General features: G+C 69.9%; 16 protein-coding genes and 2 pseudogenes. 14 read left to right on the top strand and 4 right to left on the bottom strand.

The annotated features are described in order from the left end of the window. Nucleotides 1–107 precede the first annotated feature (107 nt). The 4 genes from MB828_RS34390 (at nucleotide 108) to fumC (ending at nucleotide 5,001) form a co-directional block, all read left to right on the top strand. On the top strand, nucleotides 108–506 hold the full coding sequence (locus MB828_RS34390) for a nuclear transport factor 2 family protein (protein ID WP_301651596.1): 399 nt from the start codon (nucleotides 108–110) through the stop codon (nucleotides 504–506). Nucleotides 507–658: 152 nt separating this feature from the next. After that, nucleotides 659–1,525 carry an alpha/beta fold hydrolase gene (locus MB828_RS34385; protein ID WP_301651595.1) on the top strand — a complete coding sequence of 289 codons (867 nt, stop codon included), beginning with the start codon at nucleotides 659–661 and terminating at the stop codon, nucleotides 1,523–1,525. Nucleotides 1,526–1,855: 330 nt separating this feature from the next. Continuing rightward, entirely contained in the window at nucleotides 1,856–3,526 is a 1,671-nt protein-coding gene (locus tag MB828_RS34380) for an NAD-dependent malic enzyme (protein WP_301651594.1), read from the top strand. Beyond that, complete coding sequence (fumC, locus tag MB828_RS34375) at nucleotides 3,523–5,001, top strand: class II fumarate hydratase (protein ID WP_301651593.1); 1,479 nt, start codon at nucleotides 3,523–3,525, stop codon at nucleotides 4,999–5,001. The genes MB828_RS34380 and fumC overlap by 4 nt, the downstream gene beginning before the upstream one ends. A gap of 104 nt (nucleotides 5,002–5,105) precedes the next feature. On the opposite strand, the gene MB828_RS34370 is transcribed toward fumC, so the two are convergent. Then, nucleotides 5,106–5,798 (bottom strand): TetR/AcrR family transcriptional regulator, encoded by a 693-nt coding sequence (locus MB828_RS34370; protein ID WP_301651592.1) that lies wholly within the window; start codon nucleotides 5,796–5,798, stop codon nucleotides 5,106–5,108. Nucleotides 5,799–5,927: 129 nt separating this feature from the next. Between MB828_RS34370 and MB828_RS34365 the strand changes: the two genes are divergently transcribed. The 7 genes and pseudogenes from MB828_RS34365 to MB828_RS34335 all read left to right on the top strand — a co-directional run bounded on the left by MB828_RS34365 (nucleotide 5,928) and on the right by MB828_RS34335 (nucleotide 15,001). Then, nucleotides 5,928–6,548, top strand: coding sequence for an NAD(P)-dependent oxidoreductase (locus MB828_RS34365; RefSeq protein WP_301651591.1), 621 nt, complete (start codon nucleotides 5,928–5,930; stop codon nucleotides 6,546–6,548). A 184-nt stretch (nucleotides 6,549–6,732) separates the two neighbouring features. Then, nucleotides 6,733–7,322 (top strand): annotated as a pseudogene (locus MB828_RS34360) (SDR family NAD(P)-dependent oxidoreductase); the annotation flags it as partial. Nucleotides 7,323–7,621: 299 nt separating this feature from the next. Further along, the gene (locus tag MB828_RS34355) at nucleotides 7,622–9,817 is read left to right on the top strand and encodes an MMPL family transporter (RefSeq protein ID WP_301651590.1); all 2,196 of its coding nucleotides are present in this window, start codon (nucleotides 7,622–7,624) and stop codon (nucleotides 9,815–9,817) included. Nucleotides 9,818–9,873: 56 nt separating this feature from the next. Continuing rightward, entirely contained in the window at nucleotides 9,874–10,605 is a 732-nt protein-coding gene (locus MB828_RS34350) for a response regulator transcription factor (protein ID WP_301651589.1), read from the top strand. Continuing rightward, nucleotides 10,602–12,047 carry a sensor histidine kinase gene (locus MB828_RS34345; protein WP_301651588.1) on the top strand — a complete coding sequence of 482 codons (1,446 nt, stop codon included), beginning with the start codon at nucleotides 10,602–10,604 and terminating at the stop codon, nucleotides 12,045–12,047. The genes MB828_RS34350 and MB828_RS34345 overlap by 4 nt, the downstream gene beginning before the upstream one ends. Nucleotides 12,048–12,363: 316 nt before the next feature. Further along, nucleotides 12,364–13,194: a COG4705 family protein gene (locus MB828_RS34340; RefSeq protein WP_301651587.1), complete on the top strand. Its 831-nt coding sequence runs from the start codon at nucleotides 12,364–12,366 to the stop codon at nucleotides 13,192–13,194. A 466-nt stretch (nucleotides 13,195–13,660) separates the two neighbouring features. Further along, entirely contained in the window at nucleotides 13,661–15,001 is a 1,341-nt protein-coding gene (locus MB828_RS34335) for an FG-GAP repeat domain-containing protein (protein ID WP_430381472.1), read from the top strand. A gap of 320 nt (nucleotides 15,002–15,321) precedes the next feature. Here the strand turns inward: MB828_RS34335 and MB828_RS34330 are convergent, their stop codons facing one another. Further along, entirely contained in the window at nucleotides 15,322–16,248 is a 927-nt protein-coding gene (locus MB828_RS34330; RefSeq protein WP_301651585.1) for an MBL fold metallo-hydrolase, read from the bottom strand. Nucleotides 16,249–16,272: 24 nt separating this feature from the next. After that, nucleotides 16,273–16,656 carry a hypothetical protein gene (locus tag MB828_RS34325; protein ID WP_301651789.1) on the bottom strand — a complete coding sequence of 128 codons (384 nt, stop codon included), beginning with the start codon at nucleotides 16,654–16,656 and terminating at the stop codon, nucleotides 16,273–16,275. On the opposite strand from MB828_RS34325, the pseudogene MB828_RS34320 reads away from it, so the two are divergent. Beyond that, nucleotides 16,631–16,735: pseudogene (locus tag MB828_RS34320) on the top strand (TetR family transcriptional regulator); the annotation flags it as partial. The gene MB828_RS34325 and the pseudogene MB828_RS34320 sit on opposite strands and share 26 nt — an antisense overlap. 219 nt (nucleotides 16,736–16,954) lie before the next feature. Then, a complete protein-coding gene (locus MB828_RS34315; protein WP_301651584.1) occupies nucleotides 16,955–17,446 on the top strand; it encodes an LNS2 domain-containing protein in 492 nt (163 codons plus the stop codon). A 10-nt stretch (nucleotides 17,447–17,456) separates the two neighbouring features. On the opposite strand, the gene MB828_RS34310 is transcribed toward MB828_RS34315, so the two are convergent. Next, nucleotides 17,457–17,672: a dodecin gene (locus MB828_RS34310; protein WP_046734258.1), complete on the bottom strand. Its 216-nt coding sequence runs from the start codon at nucleotides 17,670–17,672 to the stop codon at nucleotides 17,457–17,459. 195 nt (nucleotides 17,673–17,867) lie between these two features. Here MB828_RS34310 and MB828_RS34305 point away from each other — a divergent pair, with 195 nt between their 5' ends. Next, a complete protein-coding gene (locus tag MB828_RS34305) occupies nucleotides 17,868–19,130 on the top strand; it encodes an extracellular solute-binding protein (protein ID WP_301651583.1) in 1,263 nt (420 codons plus the stop codon). The last annotated feature ends 43 nt before the right edge of the window (nucleotides 19,131–19,173 follow it).

Genomic DNA, 19,173 nt, shown 5'->3' with positions numbered 1-19,173 from the left:
ACGGCCTTTTGAGGTCCCCGCCGGACGGCGGCGTTCAGATCGCCGGGAGTGGGGAAGGCGCCGTTGGCAAGGGTCGTGCGCCGCAGTCCGATCAGGAAGTCCGCACCATGGCTCACCACGCACAAGCGACAGCCGTCCCCGGCTGGGTCCTGAATTTCATGGACGCCATCGACACCCTGGAGTTCGGCAGGGGCTTCGCGCCACTGACCGACGACACCGACATGTACTTCGGCGCCGCGCACATCCACGGCGTCGAGGCCATCAAGGAGTTCTTCGTCAAGATCGACGCGCCGCTGGTCATCAGCCATGAGGTACTGGAGTTCTGGACCGCGGGCGACGGTGTCCGTCTGCTGCGCGGTGAGGCGGTCATGGCCAAGAAGAGCGAACCGGAGCGGGTGGTGCGCGCCCCCTTCATGCACATCTTCTACCTCGACCAGGATGAGCCGGTGCGCATCCGGACGCTCCGGGTCACCGCGGGCCCACTGCAGACCGACGCCGTGATGTGACCCGGCTCAGGGCATGGCCTCCGCGAGGTCACGGCTTGCCGGTTACCGCGCAGAGTTCGCGGGTGCGGCCCGCGTCCGCGGGGTCGGGACGCCGACGCGTGAGGGGAACGATGCCGGTTTCGAGCAGTCCCGACCGTTCAAAGGGGTTAGATATGAACTCGGTGCACCACCGGACCGCCACTGTCGACGGTCATGAGATCTTCTACCGGGAAGCCGGCCACTCCGACGCCCCCGTGATCGTCCTGCTGCACGGCTACCCGACCAGCTCGTTCATGTTCCGCGAACTCATCCCGCTGCTGGCCGACGACTACCACGTCATCGCGCCGGACCATCTCGGCTTCGGCCACTCCGACGCCCCCCTCGTAAAGGAGTTCACCTACACCTTCGACGCCCTCGCCGAACTCACCTCCGGACTTCTCGACCAGCTGGGCCTGGACCGCTACGCCCTCTACGTCCAGGACTACGGCGCTCCCATCGGATGGCGCCTGGTGCTCCAGCACCCCGAACGGATCTCCGCCCTCGTCACCCAGAACGGCAACGGCTACGAGGACGGTTTCGTCGAGTCGTTCTGGACCGACGTGTGGGCCTACGGGGCGAACCCCGGCCCCGACACCGAACCCGCCGTCCGTGCCGCGCTGAGTATCGACGCCATCCGCTGGCAGTACCTGCACGGCGTGCCCGATCCGAGCCTGGTCAGCCCGGACACCTGGGAACACGACTTCGCCCTCGTCTCCCGCGAGGGCAACGACGAGGTCCAGCTGGCACTGTTCCGCGACTACCAGAACAACCGCCCGCTCTACCCGCTGCTGCAGGAATACCTGCGCACCAGCGAGGTCCCGGTGCTCGCCGTGTGGGGCCGCAACGACGAGATCTTCGGCCCGGCGGGCGCGCTGGCCTTCGCCCGCGACGCCAAAGACGCGGAGGTGCACCTGATCAACGGCGGTCACTTCCTGCTGGAGAGCCACCTGGACATCGTCGCGGGTTACCTGCGCGGCTTCCTCGGGCGGGTGCTGGGATGAGCAGGCTCGGGGGCCAGGCATATGGGCAACGTTGTTCGGGGCCCGGCTTCTCGCCCGCGCGCTTGGGGCCGCAGTCGCGATCCTTGTCGTGGGCGTTGAAGGATCCCCGATGGTCTTGAGGCCAAGCATGTGTCAGCAGGCTCGGCGGGGATACCCGCGCAATTGTCCCGGCCGTGGCCGCAATCCCGGCTGATCCGGCGAACCGGCTCGATATCGACGAGCGGCGGGGACAGGTGCCTCGCGTACGGAAGTGACGGACCTGGTTGATGCTCCCGGTCCAGGCCCACGGGGCGGTAATCAGAATGCACGCGCCCCCTAGGGAGGGCAGTGATGACCAAGCACACCGCGCGGACTCCGGCCACTCCAGGCGTCCTGACTGATCCACTCCGCAACCGGGGGGTGGGGTTCACGCAAGCGGACCGGGACGAGCTGGGCCTGACCGGGCGCCTGCCGTCCGCGGTACTGACGCTGGAGCAGCAGGCGCAGCGCGCATACCAGCAGCTGCAGGCTCAGGACGGTGACCTGGCCAAGAACGTGTATCTGGAGCAGCTGCACGACCGCAACCAGACTCTGTACTACAAGGTGCTCACCGATCACCTGGTGGAGTTGTTGCCGGTCGTGTACGACCCCACGGTGGGCGAGGCGATCGAGAAGTACTCCCATGAGTACCGCCGCCCGCGTGGCGTCTTCTTGTCCATCGACCGGCCCGAGGACATCGAGAAGGCCTTCGCCACGCTCCAACTCGGGCCCGAGGACGTGGACCTGATCGTGTGCAGCGACGCGGAGCAGATCCTGGGCATCGGAGACTGGGGCGTGGGCGGCATTCAGATCGCGGCCGGCAAGCTGGCGGTCTACTCCGCGGCAGCCGGCATCGACCCGGCCCGCGTCATCCCCGTGTCACTGGATGTGGGAACGGACCGCGAGGCGCTGCTGAAGGACCCGCTGTACCTGGGCAACCGGCACCCCAGGGTCCGGGGCGCCGACTACGACGCGTTCATCGAGACGTACCTGCGGACGGTCTCGGCGCTGTTCCCGCGTGCGCTGCTGCACTTCGAGGACTTCGGCCCCAGCAACGCCCGGCGGATCCTGGAGACCTACGGCGGCTACCGAATCTTCAACGACGACATGCAGGGCACCGGTGCGATCACCCTGGCCGCGGTCCTGTCGGCCATCAAGGTCAGCGATGTGCCGATGCGAGAGCAGAAGCTGGTGGTCTTCGGCGCGGGCACCGCCGGGGTGGGCATCGCCGACCAGCTGCGCGATGCCATGGTTCGTGACGGTGCGAGCCGCCAGCAGGCCACGGCCCAGGTCTGGCTGATCGACAAGCCGGGCCTGCTCACCCGCGACACAAGTGACCTGCGTGACTTCCAGCAGCCCTACGCGCGCGATCCGTCGGAGGTCGCCGACTGGCCGAAGGACGACGGCGGGATCTCCCTGCTGGAAACCGTCAAGCAGGTCAAGCCGACGATCCTGCTGGGCACCTCCACCGTGGACGGGGCGTTCACCCGTGAGGTCGTCGAGGCCATGGCCGAGGGCACCGAGCGTCCGATCATCCTCCCGCTGTCCAACCCGACCTCGCGCATCGAGGCCATGCCGGCCGACGTCATCGCCTGGTCGAAGGGCAAGGCCCTGGTCGCCGTCGGAATCCCCGTCCCACCCGTCGAGCACGACGGGGTGACCTACGAGATCGCGCAGGCCAACAACGCGCTGCTGTATCCCGGTCTGGGCCTGGGTACGGTCGTTTCCGGCGCATCGAAGGTGACCGATGGGATGCTGCTCGCAGCTGCCCGGGCGGTGGCCGACCAGGTCGACGTAAGCGCACCGGGCGCCTCCCTGCTGCCGCCGGTGGAGGACCTGCGCAAGTCCTCCGCGATCACCGCAGCGGCGGTGGTCGAAGCGGCGGTCAGCGACAGCGTCGCCACCAGCGCGCCGGCCGATCCCGGCCAGGCCGTCCGCCAAGCCATGTGGGAGCCCGTCTACGGCAACGGAGCGACGGCATGAGCGCGCGGCAGTCGGGCGCGGGCAAGGACGAGGACACCCCGGAGGTTCTCGACGTGCCCATTGGTCTGGACGCGACCGGAACCCGGCGGGAGACGGACTCGATGGGCGCGATCGACGTACCGGCGGACCGGTACTGGGGTGCCCAGACACAGCGGTCCCTGATCCACTTCTCCATCGGGGACGACCGGATGCCCAAGGCGGTCTACCACGCCTACGGCCACGTCAAGAAGGCGGCCGCGATCCTCAACGGGCGGGCCGGGCGGCTCCCTGCCTGGAAGGCCGACCTGATCGAAAAGGTCGCCGACGAGGTCATCGCGGGCAAGCTCGACGACCACTTCCCGCTGTATGTGTGGCAGACCGGGTCCGGGACGCAGTCCAACATGAACACCAACGAGGTGATCAGCAACCGGGCGATCCAGCTGGTCGGCGGCGAGCTGGGCAGCAAGTCCCCGATCCACCCCAACGACCACGTCAACATGGGGCAGTCCTCCAACGACACCTTCCCCACGGCCATGCACGTCGCCGCGGTCAAGGCGGTCCACGAGCACCTGCTGCCCAGCGTGCAGGCGCTTCAGCGGGCGATCGAGGCCAAGGCGGAGCAGTGGCGCGACGTGGTGAAGATCGGCCGCACCCATCTGGAGGATGCGGTCCCGCTCACCGTCGGACAGGAGTGGTCCGGCTACGCCCACCAACTGACACAAGCGGTCGACCGAGTCACCGCCTCCGCCGAGGGCCTGTACGAGCTCGCCGCGGGCGGCACCGCAGTCGGCACCGGGCTGAACGCCCCACCCGGCTTCGGGGAGCAGATCGCCGGCGAGATCGCCGCCGCGACCGGCTACCCCTTCCGCACCGCGGAGAACAAGTTCGCCGCCCAGGGGGGCCTGGATGCCATGGCCGGCGCCTCCTCCGGCCTGCGTGCCCTCGCCGTGCCGCTGATGAAGATCGCCAATGACATCCGGTGGCTGGCCTCAGGACCCCGCTGCGGCCTGGGCGAACTGATCCTCCCCGCCAACGAGCCGGGATCCTCGATCATGCCGGGCAAGGTCAATCCGACCCAGTGCGAGGCGATGGTCATGGTCTGCCTCCAGGTTCTCTCCGAAGACGCTGCCGTCGCCTTCGCCGCCTCGCAGGGCAACTTCGAGCTCAACGCCATGCGCCCGGTCATCGTCAACAACTTCCTGCACGCGGCCACCATCCTCACCGACGCCTGCGCCAACTTGCGCCAGTACTGCATCGAGGGCGCCCAGCTCCACCGCGACCAAATCGACTCCTACGTCGACCGGTCCCTCATGCTGGTCACCGCGCTCTCCCCAGTCATCGGCTACGACAAGGCCTCGGCCATCGCGCACAAGGCCGACGAGGAAGGCACCACCCTGCGTGAGGCCGCACTGGACTCCGGCTCCATCAGCGCCGAGGATTTCGACCGCATCGCCAACCCAGCGGCCATGGCCCGCCCACCTCATCGATCGCAGTAGGGCCCAGATTTTGAGCACCACGCTGACCGCGTCGTCTGCACCGCGATCTGGCGGCGCCGGCCGCTCGCCGTCGGGTCGACGGCGAGGTGGCGTGTGATCAGCTGTCAGAGGGAGTCCGGGGCCGAGTCCGGGTCATCCCCGCGCTGGGGCAGGAGGGCCGCGATCTCGTCTGCTGGGCGGGCTGTGTGCAGGCTGAGCAGGTCGGCGATCAGGTCGTCCAGGGGTGGCCAGGGAAGGTTCCCGTGGTCGTTGTAGAGGCTGACCAGGCCGTGCAGCGCGGTCCAGAGCATGAGGCCGGCCTGCCACTGCTGCTCCGCCGAGGGCTGCCTGCGCTCCCCCTGGGCGGCGGCCGCCAGGGAGGTCACGACGGCCTCGAGCGGTTCGGCCCCGGCGCCGTGCGCTGATCCGGGGACAAGGTCCTCCGGCATCCGTCCGCCGAAGAGAGTGCGGTAATGGCCGGGCTGGTCGACTCCCCAGCGCACGTAGGCCGCGCACCGGGCGACGAGGTCGGCCAGTGGATCCGGGGCCGACTGCGCGGCCTGGTCCATCAGACGGGCCAGTTCTTCGTAGCGCAGCCGCAGCACGTGCTGGATCAATGCGCTCAGGTCGGGGAAGTGGCTGTAGATGCTGGCAGGTGCCACCCCGACCTCACGCGCCACCTGCCGCAGCGTCAGCGTCTCCGGCTGATCAAGGGTGGCCAGCAGCCTCGCCGCGGCGTCCACGAGCTGGGCCTTGAGAACCTGCCCCTGCCCCCGTGGATTGCGGCGACGGGGAGCGGAGCGCTCCTGAGACGACATCTTCGCCCTTTTCTGACCGGTGCGAACAGTTGAGCAACAGATGTTCACCGTACAGGCAGCTCGCGCCTTGACATCACTAACCAACGGTTGTTTACTCAAGTAACCAACAGTTGTTCAGTTAAAGGGTGAATGATCATGCGCATAGCCGTACTCGGAGCGTCAGGGCGGACCGGCAGCGCGCTCGTCGACAAAGCGCTGGAACGGGGACACGAGGTCGTGGCCCTGGTTCGGGCGCCGGCCAAGGTCACCGTGCCCGCGTCGCGGCAGGTCGAGGTCCGGAAGGCGGATGTCACCGTCCCGCAGAGCTTCCCCGACCTGACCGACGTCGACGTGGCCGTCTCTGCCATCGGTATCGGTAAGGGTGACGGCCCGGGCGCACTGGTCGCCGGGGCCAGGGTGCTCGCGGCGGCGAACGTTCGCACGACGGTATGGCTCGGCGCACTGGGCTCGGGCGTGTCGAGTCGATCGGGTGGGCTGATCTATGCGGGGGTGATGCGGATGTTCGTCGGCTCGGAGCTGGCCGAGAAGGCCGAGGCCGACCAGATCGCCCTGGATGCCGGCGCTACGGTCTTCCACGCCCCGGACGTCACCGATGGCCCGCTCAGTCCTACCCGCCACATCGTGCCGCTGGCGGACCTGCGGCGTCCGCTGCTGCCGCCCCGAATCTCCCGGGTCACGCTGGCCTCCTTGTTGCTGGACGAGGCCGAGACGGGCCGGCACGGTGCCGGAATCGTCGTCCCACTGAGTTAGTCATCGGTTGACGCGGCAACCCCCGTTGTCCCCAGGGCGGGAGCGAACCACCATCGGCAACCGCGATCGCGGTTGTGTGGACGGCCGTGCCCGGCACCGGCGCGTGACAGGGGGTTGCCCCTCACAAGGTCACCTGGGCGAATCAGGCATCGCCTGGTGCGAGTAACTGCATCGGAAGGTCATCATGAGCAACTTCTCAGGAAAAATCGGACTCGTGACGGGCGCTGGAAGCGGAATCGGCCGCGCGACGGCGATCGAGCTGGCCCAGCAGGGCGCCACCGTCACCGTCACCGACATCAATACGCGGTGCGGACGGCCGTCGAACGCACGGTCGAGACGTACGGCGGCCTCGACTTCGCCGTGAACAACGCCGGCCTGGACTCGCACCACCGGCAGCTCGACCAGATGCCGCTGGAGGAGTTCGAGCGCGTGACCCACGTCAACCTGGGCGGGACCTTCCTCTGCATGAAGCACGAGCTGCCCGCCCTGCGCGGCCGCGGCGGCGGCGCGATCGTCAACGTCGCCTCCAACGGCGGCCTGTACGCGATCCCGACCGCCCCCGCCTATGTGGCCGCCAAGCACGGCATCGTCGGGCTCACCAAGGTCGCCGCCGTGGACTACGCGCCGCACAACATCCGCGTCAACGCCGTCTGCCCCGGCCCGACCCGTACACCCGGCTTCGAAAGGGTGGCGGCCGGCACCGACTTGATCTCGATGCAGGAGGCGATCACCCCACTCGGCCGGATGGCCACATCGGAAGAGGCCGCCGAAGCCCTCAGCCTGCCCCGGCCGCGGAACATCCGCACCACACAAGGACGGAGTCGTCAGCGACCCGACGACGCCTCATGGTGTGCTGACGGCGAGGCTGGGTGCAGGCATCAGGCGCTGAGGGCGGCAGCGGTCGGCCGACCGCGCTCATACTCCTTCCCCGGCGCGTTCGCAGGCGTCGGCGAACGCGCCGCGCCGCCTCGCCCGAACCGTCAAGGAACCGTCAGGCACAGGGTGCGTCGGCCGTCAAGTGTCCCGACCAGCATCAGTCATGTCGCTTCCACCACTTGATGAGAGATTTGTTCATGGCTACGTTCCTGTACCGGCTGGGCGCTTTCGGTGCCCGCCGGTGGCGCACGATGCTGATCGGATGGCTGGTCGCCCTGGCCGCCATCGTCGGCCTGGGACTGCTGTTCCCCGGCTCGTTCCAGAACACCGATTCCATCCCCGGTTCCCCGGCGCAGACCGCGCTGACGAAGATGGAGCAGCACTGGCCGGACCCGGACAAGCAGTCCGCGCAGGTCGTCTTCCAGGCGCCGCCCGGTCACAGGCTGACCGAGCCAGCGCTGCGGCAACCGTTGCAGAGCGGCCTCACGGCGGCCGGTCACGTCAGCGGTGTGACCTCGGTCGGCGATCCCTTCAAGGCCGGTCCGGTCTCGGCGGACGGCCGGACCGCGGTCGCCGACGTGACCTTCACGACGGCCAAGGACAGCGACGTCCCGGCCGGCACGCTGGACGCTCTGAAGGCCACCGGAGCCTCCGCGGAGAAGGCCGGTCTGACGGTGGTGTACGGCGGTGACGCCTTCGCGCCGTCGACGTCCCCGGCGACCGAGCTGATCGGCATTCTCGTCGCCCTGGCGATCCTGTTCATCACCTTCGGTTCGATGCTGGCGGCCGGGATGCCGCTGCTCACCGCTGTCTTCGGCGTGGTCGGCAGCATGATGGCGATCTCGGGTCTGTCCTCAGTGGTCGGAATCTCCAAGAACGCCCCCACCCTGGCGATCATGCTCGGTCTTGCGGTCGGCATCGACTACGCGCTGTTCATCGTCTCGCGTCACCGGTCGCAGCTCGCAGTGGGCACGCCCGTCAGGGAATCGGTGGCGAGGGCCACCGCGACCGCGGGCAGCGCGGTCGTGTTCGCAGGGGCGACCGTGCTCGTCGCCCTGGCCGGGCTGTCGGTCGCCGGTGTGCCGATGCTGACCTCCATGGGCCTGGCCTCGGCGGGCGCCGTCGCGATGGCCGTGATCATGGCGCTGACACTGCTGCCCGCCCTGCTGGCCGCCTTCGGGCGCAGGCTCATTCCCAAGCCGGGCTCTCGGGCGGCCCGTACCGCCCACCCGGACAAGGCGACCATGGGCACGAGGTGGGTGGGCGGTGTTCTGCGGCACCCGGTGCGCAACCTGATCGTCGTGACCGTCGGGCTCCTGGCGATCGCCGCGCCCGCTCTGCAACTGGAGACGGCCCTGACCGACGACGGGTCGTGGTCGAAGTCGACGTCCACCCGCCAGGCGTACGACATGATCAGCGGTGCCTTCGGCCCCGGCGCCAACGGCCCGCTGATTGTCCTGGTCGAGGGCGACAACGCCACGGCCACAGCCACGGCGGTGGAGAAGAAACTCCATGACGTACACGGCATCGCGGACATCAGCGGGATCGACATCGCGAAGGACCGGGCGGCCGCGCGTATCCGGGTCACCCCGACCACCGGCCCGCGCAGTCAGGCCACCAGCGAGCTGGTCTCCCGTCTGGACACGGCCACCGCACCAATCGCCCGGCAGGGCGGCGGCTATGTTGCCGTCACCGGCCAGACCGCCGTCAGTATCGATGTCTCCACCAAGCTCAGCGGCGCGCTGATCCCGTTCGCAGTCGTCGTCGTGGGCCTGTCCCTGCTGCTGTTGATGATCGCCTTCCGGTCCATCGCCATCCCCGTCAAGGCCACCGTCGGATTCCTGCTCTCGGTCGGCGCGGCCTTCGGCGCGACCGTCGCCGTCTTCCAGTGGGGGTGGCTGTCCGGACTGCTGGGCGTGCCCAGTCTCGGCCCGGTCGCCAGCTTCGCCCCCATCATCGTCATGGCAGTGCTCTTCGGCCTGGCCATGGACTACGAGGTGTTCCTCGTTTCCGCGATGCGCGAGGACTACGGCCGTCGCAAGGACGCCCTCCGTGCGATCGCCGTCGGAGCACGCAACGCCTCACGGGTTGTCACCTCCGCCGCCCTGATCATGATCACGGTCTTCGTCGCCTTCTTGTTCGGCGAGGACCCCGACGTCATGCCGATCGCCTTCGCACTCGCTTTCGGTGTCCTGGTCGACGCGTTCCTGGTCCGGATGACCCTCGTGCCCGCGGTCCTCGCTCTGCTCGGCGACCGCGCCTGGCGGATCCCGCGCCGCCTGGACCGCATCCTGCCGCGCCTGGATGTCGAAGGCGACAACGTCAAGCTCGACGAGGTGCCCGCGACAGCACTCGGCGGGTCCCGTCGGGAGAGCGAGTCCGTGGCACGGTGAACAATTCCGCCGATATGGGGGAGCGGGAGGCCGCCGTCCCCACTCAAGGAGCGCAGATGAGTGTCAGGGATGTCCCTGTCGACGCCGGCCAAGGACCCGACAGCGTCCTGGTCATCGACGACGACCCCGGTATCCGGCAGTTGCTGATCTCCGCGCTCACTTTCGCCGGATTCACCGTGGACGTGGCGGGCGACCTGACCGAGGCGCTGGCCCAGGTCGCCCGCCGCTCGCCCGACGTCATCGTCCTGGACGTCATGCTCCCCGGGGCGGACGGCTTCGAAATCCTTCAGCTTCTGCGGGAACAGGGCATCACGGTCCCCGTGCTGTTCCTCACCGCACGTGACGCGGTGGAGGACCGGGTTCGCGGCCTGCGCCTGGGCGGCGACGACTACGTCACCAAGCCGTTCAGCGTCGTCGAGGTCGGCGCCCGCCTCCAGGCCCTGCTCCGCCGGGCCCGAGGCGGCCCGCCCACCGCGGAGGAGTCGACACTGTGCTGCGCCGACCTGCTGATCGACGACCTGCGCCACGAGGTGCGCCGCGGCGGCGACGTCATCGACCTGTCGCCCACCGAGTACCGGCTCCTGCACCACCTCATGTCCCACCAGAACCAGGTGCTGTCCCGATCGCAGATTCTCGAAGCCGTCTGGCAGTACGACTTCGGCGGCGACTCGGTCGTCGTCGAACGCTTCGTCTCCAACCTCCGCCGCAAGATCGACCACGGCCGCACCCCGCTGCTGCACACCGTGCGCGGCGTCGGCTACACCCTCCGACAGCAGGCCGCCCGATGAACCTTGCCGGCCTCCACGGCCGCCTGCACTTGTCCCGCGCCAGCGTCCGACTGCGCATCCTGGCCGGACTCGCCATCCTGCTCGTGGCCGGGCTGACGGCCAGCTCGGTGACCAGCGCGCTGCTGCTGGAGGACTTCCTCCACAAACGCTACGCCCGCACCCTGCAGGACACCGCCGCCCGTATGCGGGCCGTCATCGCGCAGGGTCCCCAGGTCGCCAACGGCGACCAGCTCTCCGCCCTGGTGGGCCCGCCGCTGGGCAGCATCGCCGTCGACGGGCACGACCGGATCCTGCTGTCCACCGGAGCGGCCGACCTGGCCCCCCAAGCGCTGGTACGCGTCACCGCCGCCGTCCCCGTGGGTCGCGTCGTCGCTTACGACAACGTCGAGGGCCTGGACGACCTCAGCGCCATCCGCATCCCCAGCCCCGGCATCACCCTGGAGAAGGCGGGCGAATCCGTGAAGCCGGCCGCGTTCATCCTGGCCATCGACACCTCCGTCGACGACTCCACCACCGACGCCCTGATCGCCCGCCAACTGGCCATCGTCGCCGGCGCTCTGGTCCTGCTGCTCGCCCTCGCCGTCCTCGTGCTACGGCTGGGCATGCGGCCGCTGGCCAAGATGGCCGACAGCGCCGACGCCATCGCCGAAGGACACCTGACCGAACGCCTTCCCACTCGGGGAAACCGCAGCGAGACCGACCAGTTGGCCGAAGCCGTCAACCGGGCCTTCGACGCACAGGCCCGCGCAGAGGCCACCGTCCGCTCGCTGGCCGCGGACACCTCGCACGAACTCCGCACTCCGCTGTCCACCATCTCCGGCTGGCTCGACCTGCACCGCCAGGGCGGACTCACCGGGCCGCGGCTGGAGACCGCCCTCGGCCACATCGAGAACGAGGTCGGCCGCATGCGGTTGCTGGTCGAGGACCTCTCGCTGCTCGCCCGCCTCGACGCCGGCAGGCCTATCGAGCAGGACCCTCTCGATCTGACCGCGCTTGCCGCCAGTGTGGTGGAGGACGCGCAGGTCATCTACCCCGACCGCAGCATCACGCTGACCGCCGGTGGACCCGCCCAGGTGACCGGCGATACCGCCCGCCTTCAGCAGGTGCTGCGCAACCTCGTCGGCAACGCTGTCCAGCACACCCCGGCACAGACCGCCGTGCAGGTCGCCGTCACCACCACCCCCGGACGCGTCCAGGTCGAGGTGGCCGACGACGGCCCCGGCATCGCACCTCAGGACCTGCCGCGCGTCTTCGAGCGCTTCTGGCGTGCCGAGGCCAGCCGCAGCCGCGCCTACGGCGGTTCCGGCCTGGGCCTGGCCATCGTGGAGGCGATCATCCATGCCCACCACGGTCAGGTTTCGGTGGAGTCCACCGTGGGCGTCGGCACCACCGTCACCGTCCGACTCGACGCGCGGTGCACCGGTACCGCGTCGCGGGACTGACCATCGACCCTCGCCTGGCGGTGCGTCCATCAGTGGGTTTCCGCTGCACTGCGTCGTGCTCGTCTCCGAGTGGGCGCCGGCCACGAAAGTCTGCTGACGGGCGATCACCCAGTCGAACACCGAAGCACCCTCTGGGCGCGGGTCCGCCTTCCAGCGGATCTCGTCCGTTGCCCGACGGCCGACCGCCGTGATCCGCCACCGCACGGCCGAGCGCGTCTTCGGTATCGGCCAGGCCACACCACCATCGTCCCCTGTGGACGTCACCGCTCGCTGTGTGCCCTTCTTGCCAGCGACTGTGCAGAGAGAACGGATCATCATGCGTAGTGCAGCGCCCGGCGCTCGGACATCTGCCGCCGCGTCCGGGGGACGGCTCGCCGTCAAGGTCCCGGAAATCACGGCCCTGTTCTGGGTCGTCAAGATCCTCACCACCGGGATGGGCGAGACCTTCTCGGATTTCCTTGTCGGCCACCTGAATCCGGGACTCGCCCTGGGCTCGGGCGCGACCGCGTTGGCGATCGCGTTGATCGTCCAGTTCCGCAGCGACCGCTACCACCTCTGGATCTACTGGCCGGCCGTGACCATGGTGGCCGTCTTCGGCACCATGGTGGCCGATGCCCTCACCTTCCTGGTCGGCCTTCCGTACCCGGTGACGACGGTGGGGTTCTCGATCGTGCTGGCCGTCATCTTCGTCCTGTGGTACGCCCGGGAGAAGACCCTGGATGTGCACAGCATCACCACGCCGCGCCGGGAACGCTTCTACTGGTCGATGGTGACGACCACCTTCGTCCTCGGCACTGTCGCCGGCGATCTGACAGCCGACATGCTGCACCTGGGGTACCTGGGTTCGATCGTGGTGTTCGCCATCGCCATCGCAGTCCCGGCCGCCGCGCACCGCTGGGCGGGGCTGGGCACCGTTACCGCGTTCTGGTCGGCCTACGTCATCACCCGCCCGCTCGGCGCGTCGATCACCGACTGGCTGTCCTCGTCCCGTCAGGACGGCCTGGGCCTGGGGTTCGGCTGGGTCAGCCTCGGCGCGACGATCGTCATCGTCGCGCTGCTCGGACTGCTGACGACGCGCGGCGACCGCCCGGCCGCCGGCCTGCGCTCCGACGCCGTCCGCCCCGGAGAGGCGGACGCCTCGCTGTAGGTGTCCATCGTGGTGGTGACGACGTGCCGTCGCGGTCGCTCGCGCGCCGGAAGGGACTCGGCATGGAGATGGCCGCGCCGCAGGAGCCGATCAGGCCGGGCGGCCGGGCACGGGCCGACGCCTCGGTGGCTGGTGGAGGTTGGTGGAGCCGACATCGCACGACGTCGCCGCCAGCACCCGTCATACGGTGGCGGCTGGCAGGGGCGGCGGGGCGGGCGCCGGGGCGGGAGTCAGGCTCATGTCGGCGCCCTGGCGGCTCACCGGGGGAGACCGTCGCCTGGCGTGTCTCTCCCTCCGCTCCGCCTGTACGCTTCGAACAGCGGTGGCGTGCTGAAGTCGACGTGCCGGCTGAGTGCCGCGACGGCACCCGGTACCCCGGGCGATGGCAGGACCGTCGCGCATCACCCCCGTAACGAAATGATCTGCTTCCTTGTGCGGGCCGCGTCCACGCCCGTGAAGTGGGCTGATGCACTTTCCGACAGCAGGCGGTCCGTTCTTCCGCCACTTGCGCATGTCGCACGCCGTGGCGGCCTCCCTCGTAGTGGTGGCGGTGCTGGCGTTCCTCGTCATTCGGCCGTCCGGCGGCGCGCTTACGGTCCCCAACAGCCCCTGCCGGGCCGTCGGTTCGGCGCGCGAGGCCACGCCCGCGACCCCCGACCTCGACGGGGACGGCTTCGTCGACCTGGTGCACGAGATCTCCGAGACGGAGAACTTCGACCTGTTCGTGGTGCCCGGTTCCGAGCACGGTCCTGACCCCGACCACACGACCGTCTTCGCCCACGACGACCTCGGTGTGCCGCACGACGTCCAGACGGGTGACGACCCGTTGCAGCCCACGGTCGCCGACCTGGATGAGGACGGCCACGCCGACCTCGTCGTGAGCGGCGCCGCCCAGGTCCTGTGGGGAGGCCCCAAGGGACCGCGGGTCGGCGGAGCGCACGGGCGTGTGCCGCTACCGGGCAGCGGATACAGCACCGCGCCGGTCGCCGGCGACTTCGACGGGGACAGCCACACCGACCTCGCGGTGTTCAGGGACTCGAACGAGGCTCGGGAACTGGTTGTCCTCAAGGGACCGTTCAAGCGCTCCGGTGTCCCGGTCCGGACCGTGGAGATCCCCAGCCCGGTCCACGAGGGTGCGTCACCCGTGCTGGTCGCCGGGGACGCGAACGACGACCGCGCCACCGATCTCGCGCTCTACGGCTCTCCGTGGGATCCGCCCCTGCTGTTCACAGGGGGCGCCCGTACCGCCGACGGCCTGAGCAAGGAACCCGAGCGGCTGCCGGAGGGCGAGAACGTCGTCTTCGGCGACTTCGACGGTGACGGGCGCCAGGACATCGCCATGGGGCGGAGCTTCGTCGACAGCTACGACGAGGTCGACACACCCCACCGGCGTGGCCAGGTCAGCGTCCGCTACGGGAAGGAGCCGGGGAAGTGGGTCACCATGGAGGGCGGCGACTTCAAGGAGGGCTTCGGCGCCAGGCTCGCGGTCGGGGACTTCAACGGCGATGGCTGCGACGACCTGGCCGTACAGCTCACCAAGAAGAAGGAGGCGGGGGACGCGCGGATCGAGGTGCTGCGGGGCGGCTCCGAGCACGGGCTCGGATCGAAGCCCTGGCGCTCCACCGAGCGGTCCGTGCCGGGTGACGAAGGCCCCGACGGCGGCACGCTCTTCGCCGTCCATGACTGGGACGGCGACGGCCGCGCGGAACTGGCCCTTCTCGGCGAGGACAGGTGGTGGATCACCGACGGCACGGGCCGCGACGAGGCATCCTTTCCGGTCGCCCCCAGCAAGGATCAAGGTTCGTAGGCGCATGCTTGCTGTCCCGGGCACGTAGTTCTGGGCCCCGTGACGGGTGCCGCTGGGCCGCATCGGCGATCACGCCCTCCAGCAGCGCCTCGACGACTCCGGCGTCCCGCCACTGCACGGTGGACCATGTGCCGCACTGGTCCGGCATCTCCCGCCGCTGGGCTCCCGAGCGGAACTTCCAGGTCACTCCGCCTTCGCAGCGAGGGCGAATCCAGCAACCTGCTCGGCGCCTGCCCGGCCGAGCCGAGGCACCGCGAAGACGCGCCACTCGACAAGCGGATAACGCTCCCCTGATGGACACCGCCCGGACCTCCGCCGGGTCAGTGCGAGCCGGCGGGGACGGGCGAGAGTCGGTAGCCGCCCTCATGGGAGACGACGCGGCCGGCCGTGGGCGGTGCGAAGTGGGTGCCCAGGACGAGGGTGTCCGTGTCGGCGAGTGAGGCGATCAGCTGTAGGCGTGAGGTCTCGGACTGCTCTGGGTCGATGTCGACGCAGGCACCGATGGCCGGGTGGGCGAGCTGGACGGGGTGGTGGATGCAGTCGCCGGTGATCAGAGCCGTCCGGCCGTGGCTGGTCAGCTCGACGGCGACGTGGCCGGGGGTGTGGCCGGGGGTGGGGAGCAGGCGCAGGCCGGGGGTTACGTCGATGCCCTCGGCGGGGACGTCGACGAGGTCGAGCAGTCCCGCCTCCTCGACCGGGATCACGGAGTCGCGGAACATCTGCTCGCGTGCCTCGTCCATGTCGTACCCGGCCCAGAACTCCCGCTCGGTGCGGGAGGTCAGGTAACGGGCGTGGGGGAAGGTGGGCACCCAGTCGCCGTCCACCTCCCGTGTGTTCCAGCCGACGTGGTCGGCGTGCAGGTGGGTGAGGATCACCAGGTCGACCGAGTCCGGGGGGAATCCGGCGGCGGTGAGGTCCCGAAGGTAGTCGGTGTCCAGCCCATGCCAGGCGGGATTGGCCCGCTCCTTGCCGTTGCCGATGCCGGTGTCGACCAGGATGCGCAGGCCGCCGAGGGTGAACGCGAAGCTGTGGCTGTCGATGCGGAGGGTGCCCTCGTCGTCGGCGAAGTGGGGACGCAGCCAGTCCTGCGCGGCGACGAGGTCCGGGGTGGCGTCGGGCAGCAACCACGGTCCGGTGGCGGGCGGCAGGAGAACCTCGTCGATGCGGTGGACGGTGACGTCGCCCACGGTCCAGGAGGGGGCGGCGGTCAGGTCGGTGGCCGGGCGGTTGTGGTGGGCAGTGCTCATGATCGTTCTGTCCTCTGGGTCTCGTCACGGAAAGTCGTTGTGCGCGTGGTGGACTGTCCTGCCCCTTGACACGGTGAGTGCGGCCAGGGCCGCGACGGCGAGCAGGGCGGCGGCGATGGCATAGGCATGGGCGGCGATGCGCAGCCCGTAGTGCTCGGTGGCGGCGCCCGCGGCGATGGCGGGCAGGCCGGCGCCGTGCAGACCGCTCAGCGTCAGGGCCGCGGCGGGAACGACGGCCAGGCTCCCGCCGGTGGCGGCGGCGTACGGCGCCGTGCGCCGCAGAATCCACACGGTGAGCGTGGCCACGGCGGTCAGCGTGAAGAAGACCATGCCGCCGGCCTCCTGCGGGGCACCGGGGGCCACCAGGCGTACGAGCGCCGGCGTCGTCGCCCCGCTGATGTACCGCATCCTCTTCCGCCCGGACGGACTCGACGCCGCGTACGCGCGTCGGCTCGTGACAGCGGTCCTCGGCCCGACAGGCCGATAACCCGGCGCTCTCCTCGGGTGGTGTGGCCGGTCCGGAAGCCGGATCGCGTCAGTCGTCCGCTGCGGCGTCGGCCTCCTCGGGACTGGCAGAGAGCCGGTAGAAAGCGGCGGCGTTGTCCCAGAGCACGGTTCAACACCCGGGCGGCCCCAGGTTTCCCGGCGCCGCTCGCACCACCCGCTCGCCGGGGACGGGCCCGGCACTCCGTTCTAGGCTTGCCGGGTGACAGAGAACAGCAAGCGTCCGGTCGCCGTGTTCGACATCGACAACACCCTCGCCGACACCGCGCACCGGCAGCGGTTCCTGGAGCGCGCGCCCCGGGACTGGGACGCGTTCTTCTCCGCCGCGCCGCTCGATCCGCCGCTCGCCGAGGGGATCGCGCTGGCCGTGGCGAGCGCGGCGGAGTGCGAGATCGTCTACCTGACCGGCCGTCCCGAGCGCTGCCGCCGGGACACGCTGGACTGGCTCGCCGCCCACGGGCTGCCCGAGGGCCGCGTGCACATGCGGCGCGACTCCGACCGCAGGCCCGCCCGGCGCACCAAGCTGGAGATCCTGCGCCGGCTCGCCGCACGGCGCGCGGTCCAGGTCCTGGTCGACGACGACGAGCTGGTGTGCGACGACGCCGAACGGGCCGGGTTCACCGTCGTACGGGCCCGCTGGGCCGACCGGTCGGCCACGCTGGAGCAGGCCCAGGAGGGGGAGGGGCGGACCTGAGCCGACGCCCTCACTCCCCGTCATCGATGCGGAAGCCCACCTTCAGGCCCACCTGGTAGTGCTCGATCTGCCCGTTCTCGATCTGGCCCCTGACCTGCGTCACCTCGAACCAGTCCAGGTTGCGCAGGGTCTGGCCGGCACGGGCGACACCGTTGCGGATGGCCTGGTCGATGCCCTCGTGCGAGGTGCCGACGATCTCGGTGACCCGGTAGGTGTGGTTCGTCATCTAAAAGCTCCTCTCGTGGTCCCTCCACCGTGCCGCATCAGGAAGCGGAGCGCGAGCCATCGGTTCCCGACCGCCGACAGCCCTTGACCCTCCGCATTGGTCCATACCAAAATCCTCCGTACACCCGTACGGGCACCCCTGCTCGTTCCCCCACGCCGGGCCCCTTCGCTGTCCGCAAGACAGAACAGGATCCCCGTGAGACGTCGTCGCCCCCTCGCCCTCGCCTGTGTGTCCGCCGCCCTGCTGAGCGCCTGTGGAGTGCTGCCGGGCGGCGGGGAGGGGCGGCACACCGTCACGGTGTGGCTCATGCAGAACAGCGCCTCGAAGGACTTCCTGGACCGGTTCACCGCGGACTTCGAACGCACCCACAAGGACATCCGCCTCGACATCCGCATCCAGCAGTGGACCGGGATCGTGGACAAGGTCCAGGCCGCGCTGAAGGACGGCTCCGGTGCCGGACCCGACGTCATCGAGGTCGGCAACACCCAGGTCCCGGAGTACGTCGAGGACGGCCGGCTCACCGACCTCACGCTGGAGTCGATGCGCGACTGGGGCAAGGAGCACTGGCTGCCCGGACTCGCCGAACCCGGCCGGGACGACTCCCGCCAGTACGGCATCCCCTGGTACGCCGCCAACCGGGTCGTCATCTACCGCAAGGACCTCTTCGCCAAGGCCGGGATCACCTCCCCGCCGAAGACCCGCGCGCAGTGGCTGGCCGACACCGAGCGGCTCGACTCCGGCACGAACCAGGGGATCTACCTCGCCGGACAGGACTGGTACACCCTCTCCGGGTTCGTCTGGGACGAGGGCGGCGACCTCGCCGCGGAGACCGACGGCGAATGGAAGGGCACCCTGGACAGCCCGGCCGCGCTGCGCGGGATGGACTTCTACCGGCGGCTCCAGGCCCTCGGCCGGGGACCCGCCGACGCCGACGAGGAACACCCGCCGCAGGCTCAGGTGTTCGCCGGCGGCAAGGTCGCGCAGATCATCGCGGTCCCGGGTCTCGCCCAGTCCGTCGTGCAGGAGAACCCCGAACTCAAGGACAAGATCGGCTACTTCCCGGTCCCCGGCATCACCGCCGACCACCCCGGCGCCGTCTTCACCGGCGGCTCCGACCTCGTGGTGCCGCAGAACACCGACCGGCCCTACGACGCCACCGCCGTGGTCGGTGCGCTGACCGGCGCCACATGGGACACCGACCTGGCCCGCACCATGAACTACGTGCCCAACAAGACCACGCTGGCCGGCGCGGTCGCCGGGGAGCAGGGGGTCGCCGCGATGGCGGCGGGGGCCGCGCGGGGACGCGCGACCCCCCACACCCCGGACTGGCCGGCGGTCGAGGCCGACAACCCGATCAAGGGCTACATGACGAAGGTGCTAGGCGGTGCGGACCCCGCGACCGAGGCCCGCCGCGCCTCCCGACGGATCACCGAACTGCTCGCACCGAACCTCGGCTGACTGCCCCGTAGGGGCGCTGGGGGCACCCCCGGCCGAAGGCTGG

The sequence above is a fragment of the Streptomyces arenae genome (genome assembly GCF_022343545.1).
GTDB classification, from domain to species: Bacteria; Actinomycetota; Actinomycetes; order Streptomycetales; family Streptomycetaceae; genus Streptomyces; species Streptomyces humi.
Note: the sequence above shows the minus strand (reverse complement) of the source record. Positions and strands in the feature narration are given on the sequence as shown.

Excerpts from the sequence above, each read along its gene's own strand:
- MB828_RS34310 (WP_046734258.1), bottom strand. The coding sequence starts at position 17,672 with ATGACGAACCACACCTACCGGGTCACCGAGATCGTCGGCACCTCGCAC.
- MB828_RS34390 (WP_301651596.1), top strand. The coding sequence starts at position 108 with ATGGCTCACCACGCACAAGCGACAGCCGTCCCCGGCTGGGTCCTGAAT.
- MB828_RS34355 (WP_301651590.1), top strand. The coding sequence starts at position 7,622 with ATGGCTACGTTCCTGTACCGGCTGGGCGCTTTCGGTGCCCGCCGGTGG.
- fumC (WP_301651593.1), top strand. The coding sequence starts at position 3,523 with ATGAGCGCGCGGCAGTCGGGCGCGGGCAAGGACGAGGACACCCCGGAG.
- MB828_RS34385 (WP_301651595.1), top strand. The coding sequence starts at position 659 with ATGAACTCGGTGCACCACCGGACCGCCACTGTCGACGGTCATGAGATC.
- MB828_RS34370 (WP_301651592.1), bottom strand. The coding sequence starts at position 5,798 with ATGTCGTCTCAGGAGCGCTCCGCTCCCCGTCGCCGCAATCCACGGGGG.
- MB828_RS34335 (WP_430381472.1), top strand. The coding sequence starts at position 13,661 with ATGCACTTTCCGACAGCAGGCGGTCCGTTCTTCCGCCACTTGCGCATG.
- MB828_RS34365 (WP_301651591.1), top strand. The coding sequence starts at position 5,928 with ATGATCATGCGCATAGCCGTACTCGGAGCGTCAGGGCGGACCGGCAGC.
- MB828_RS34350 (WP_301651589.1), top strand. The coding sequence starts at position 9,874 with ATGAGTGTCAGGGATGTCCCTGTCGACGCCGGCCAAGGACCCGACAGC.
- MB828_RS34345 (WP_301651588.1), top strand. The coding sequence starts at position 10,602 with ATGAACCTTGCCGGCCTCCACGGCCGCCTGCACTTGTCCCGCGCCAGC.
- MB828_RS34325 (WP_301651789.1), bottom strand. The coding sequence starts at position 16,656 with ATGCGGTACATCAGCGGGGCGACGACGCCGGCGCTCGTACGCCTGGTG.
- MB828_RS34380 (WP_301651594.1), top strand. The coding sequence starts at position 1,856 with ATGACCAAGCACACCGCGCGGACTCCGGCCACTCCAGGCGTCCTGACT.
- MB828_RS34330 (WP_301651585.1), bottom strand. The coding sequence starts at position 16,248 with ATGAGCACTGCCCACCACAACCGCCCGGCCACCGACCTGACCGCCGCC.
- MB828_RS34340 (WP_301651587.1), top strand. The coding sequence starts at position 12,364 with ATGCGTAGTGCAGCGCCCGGCGCTCGGACATCTGCCGCCGCGTCCGGG.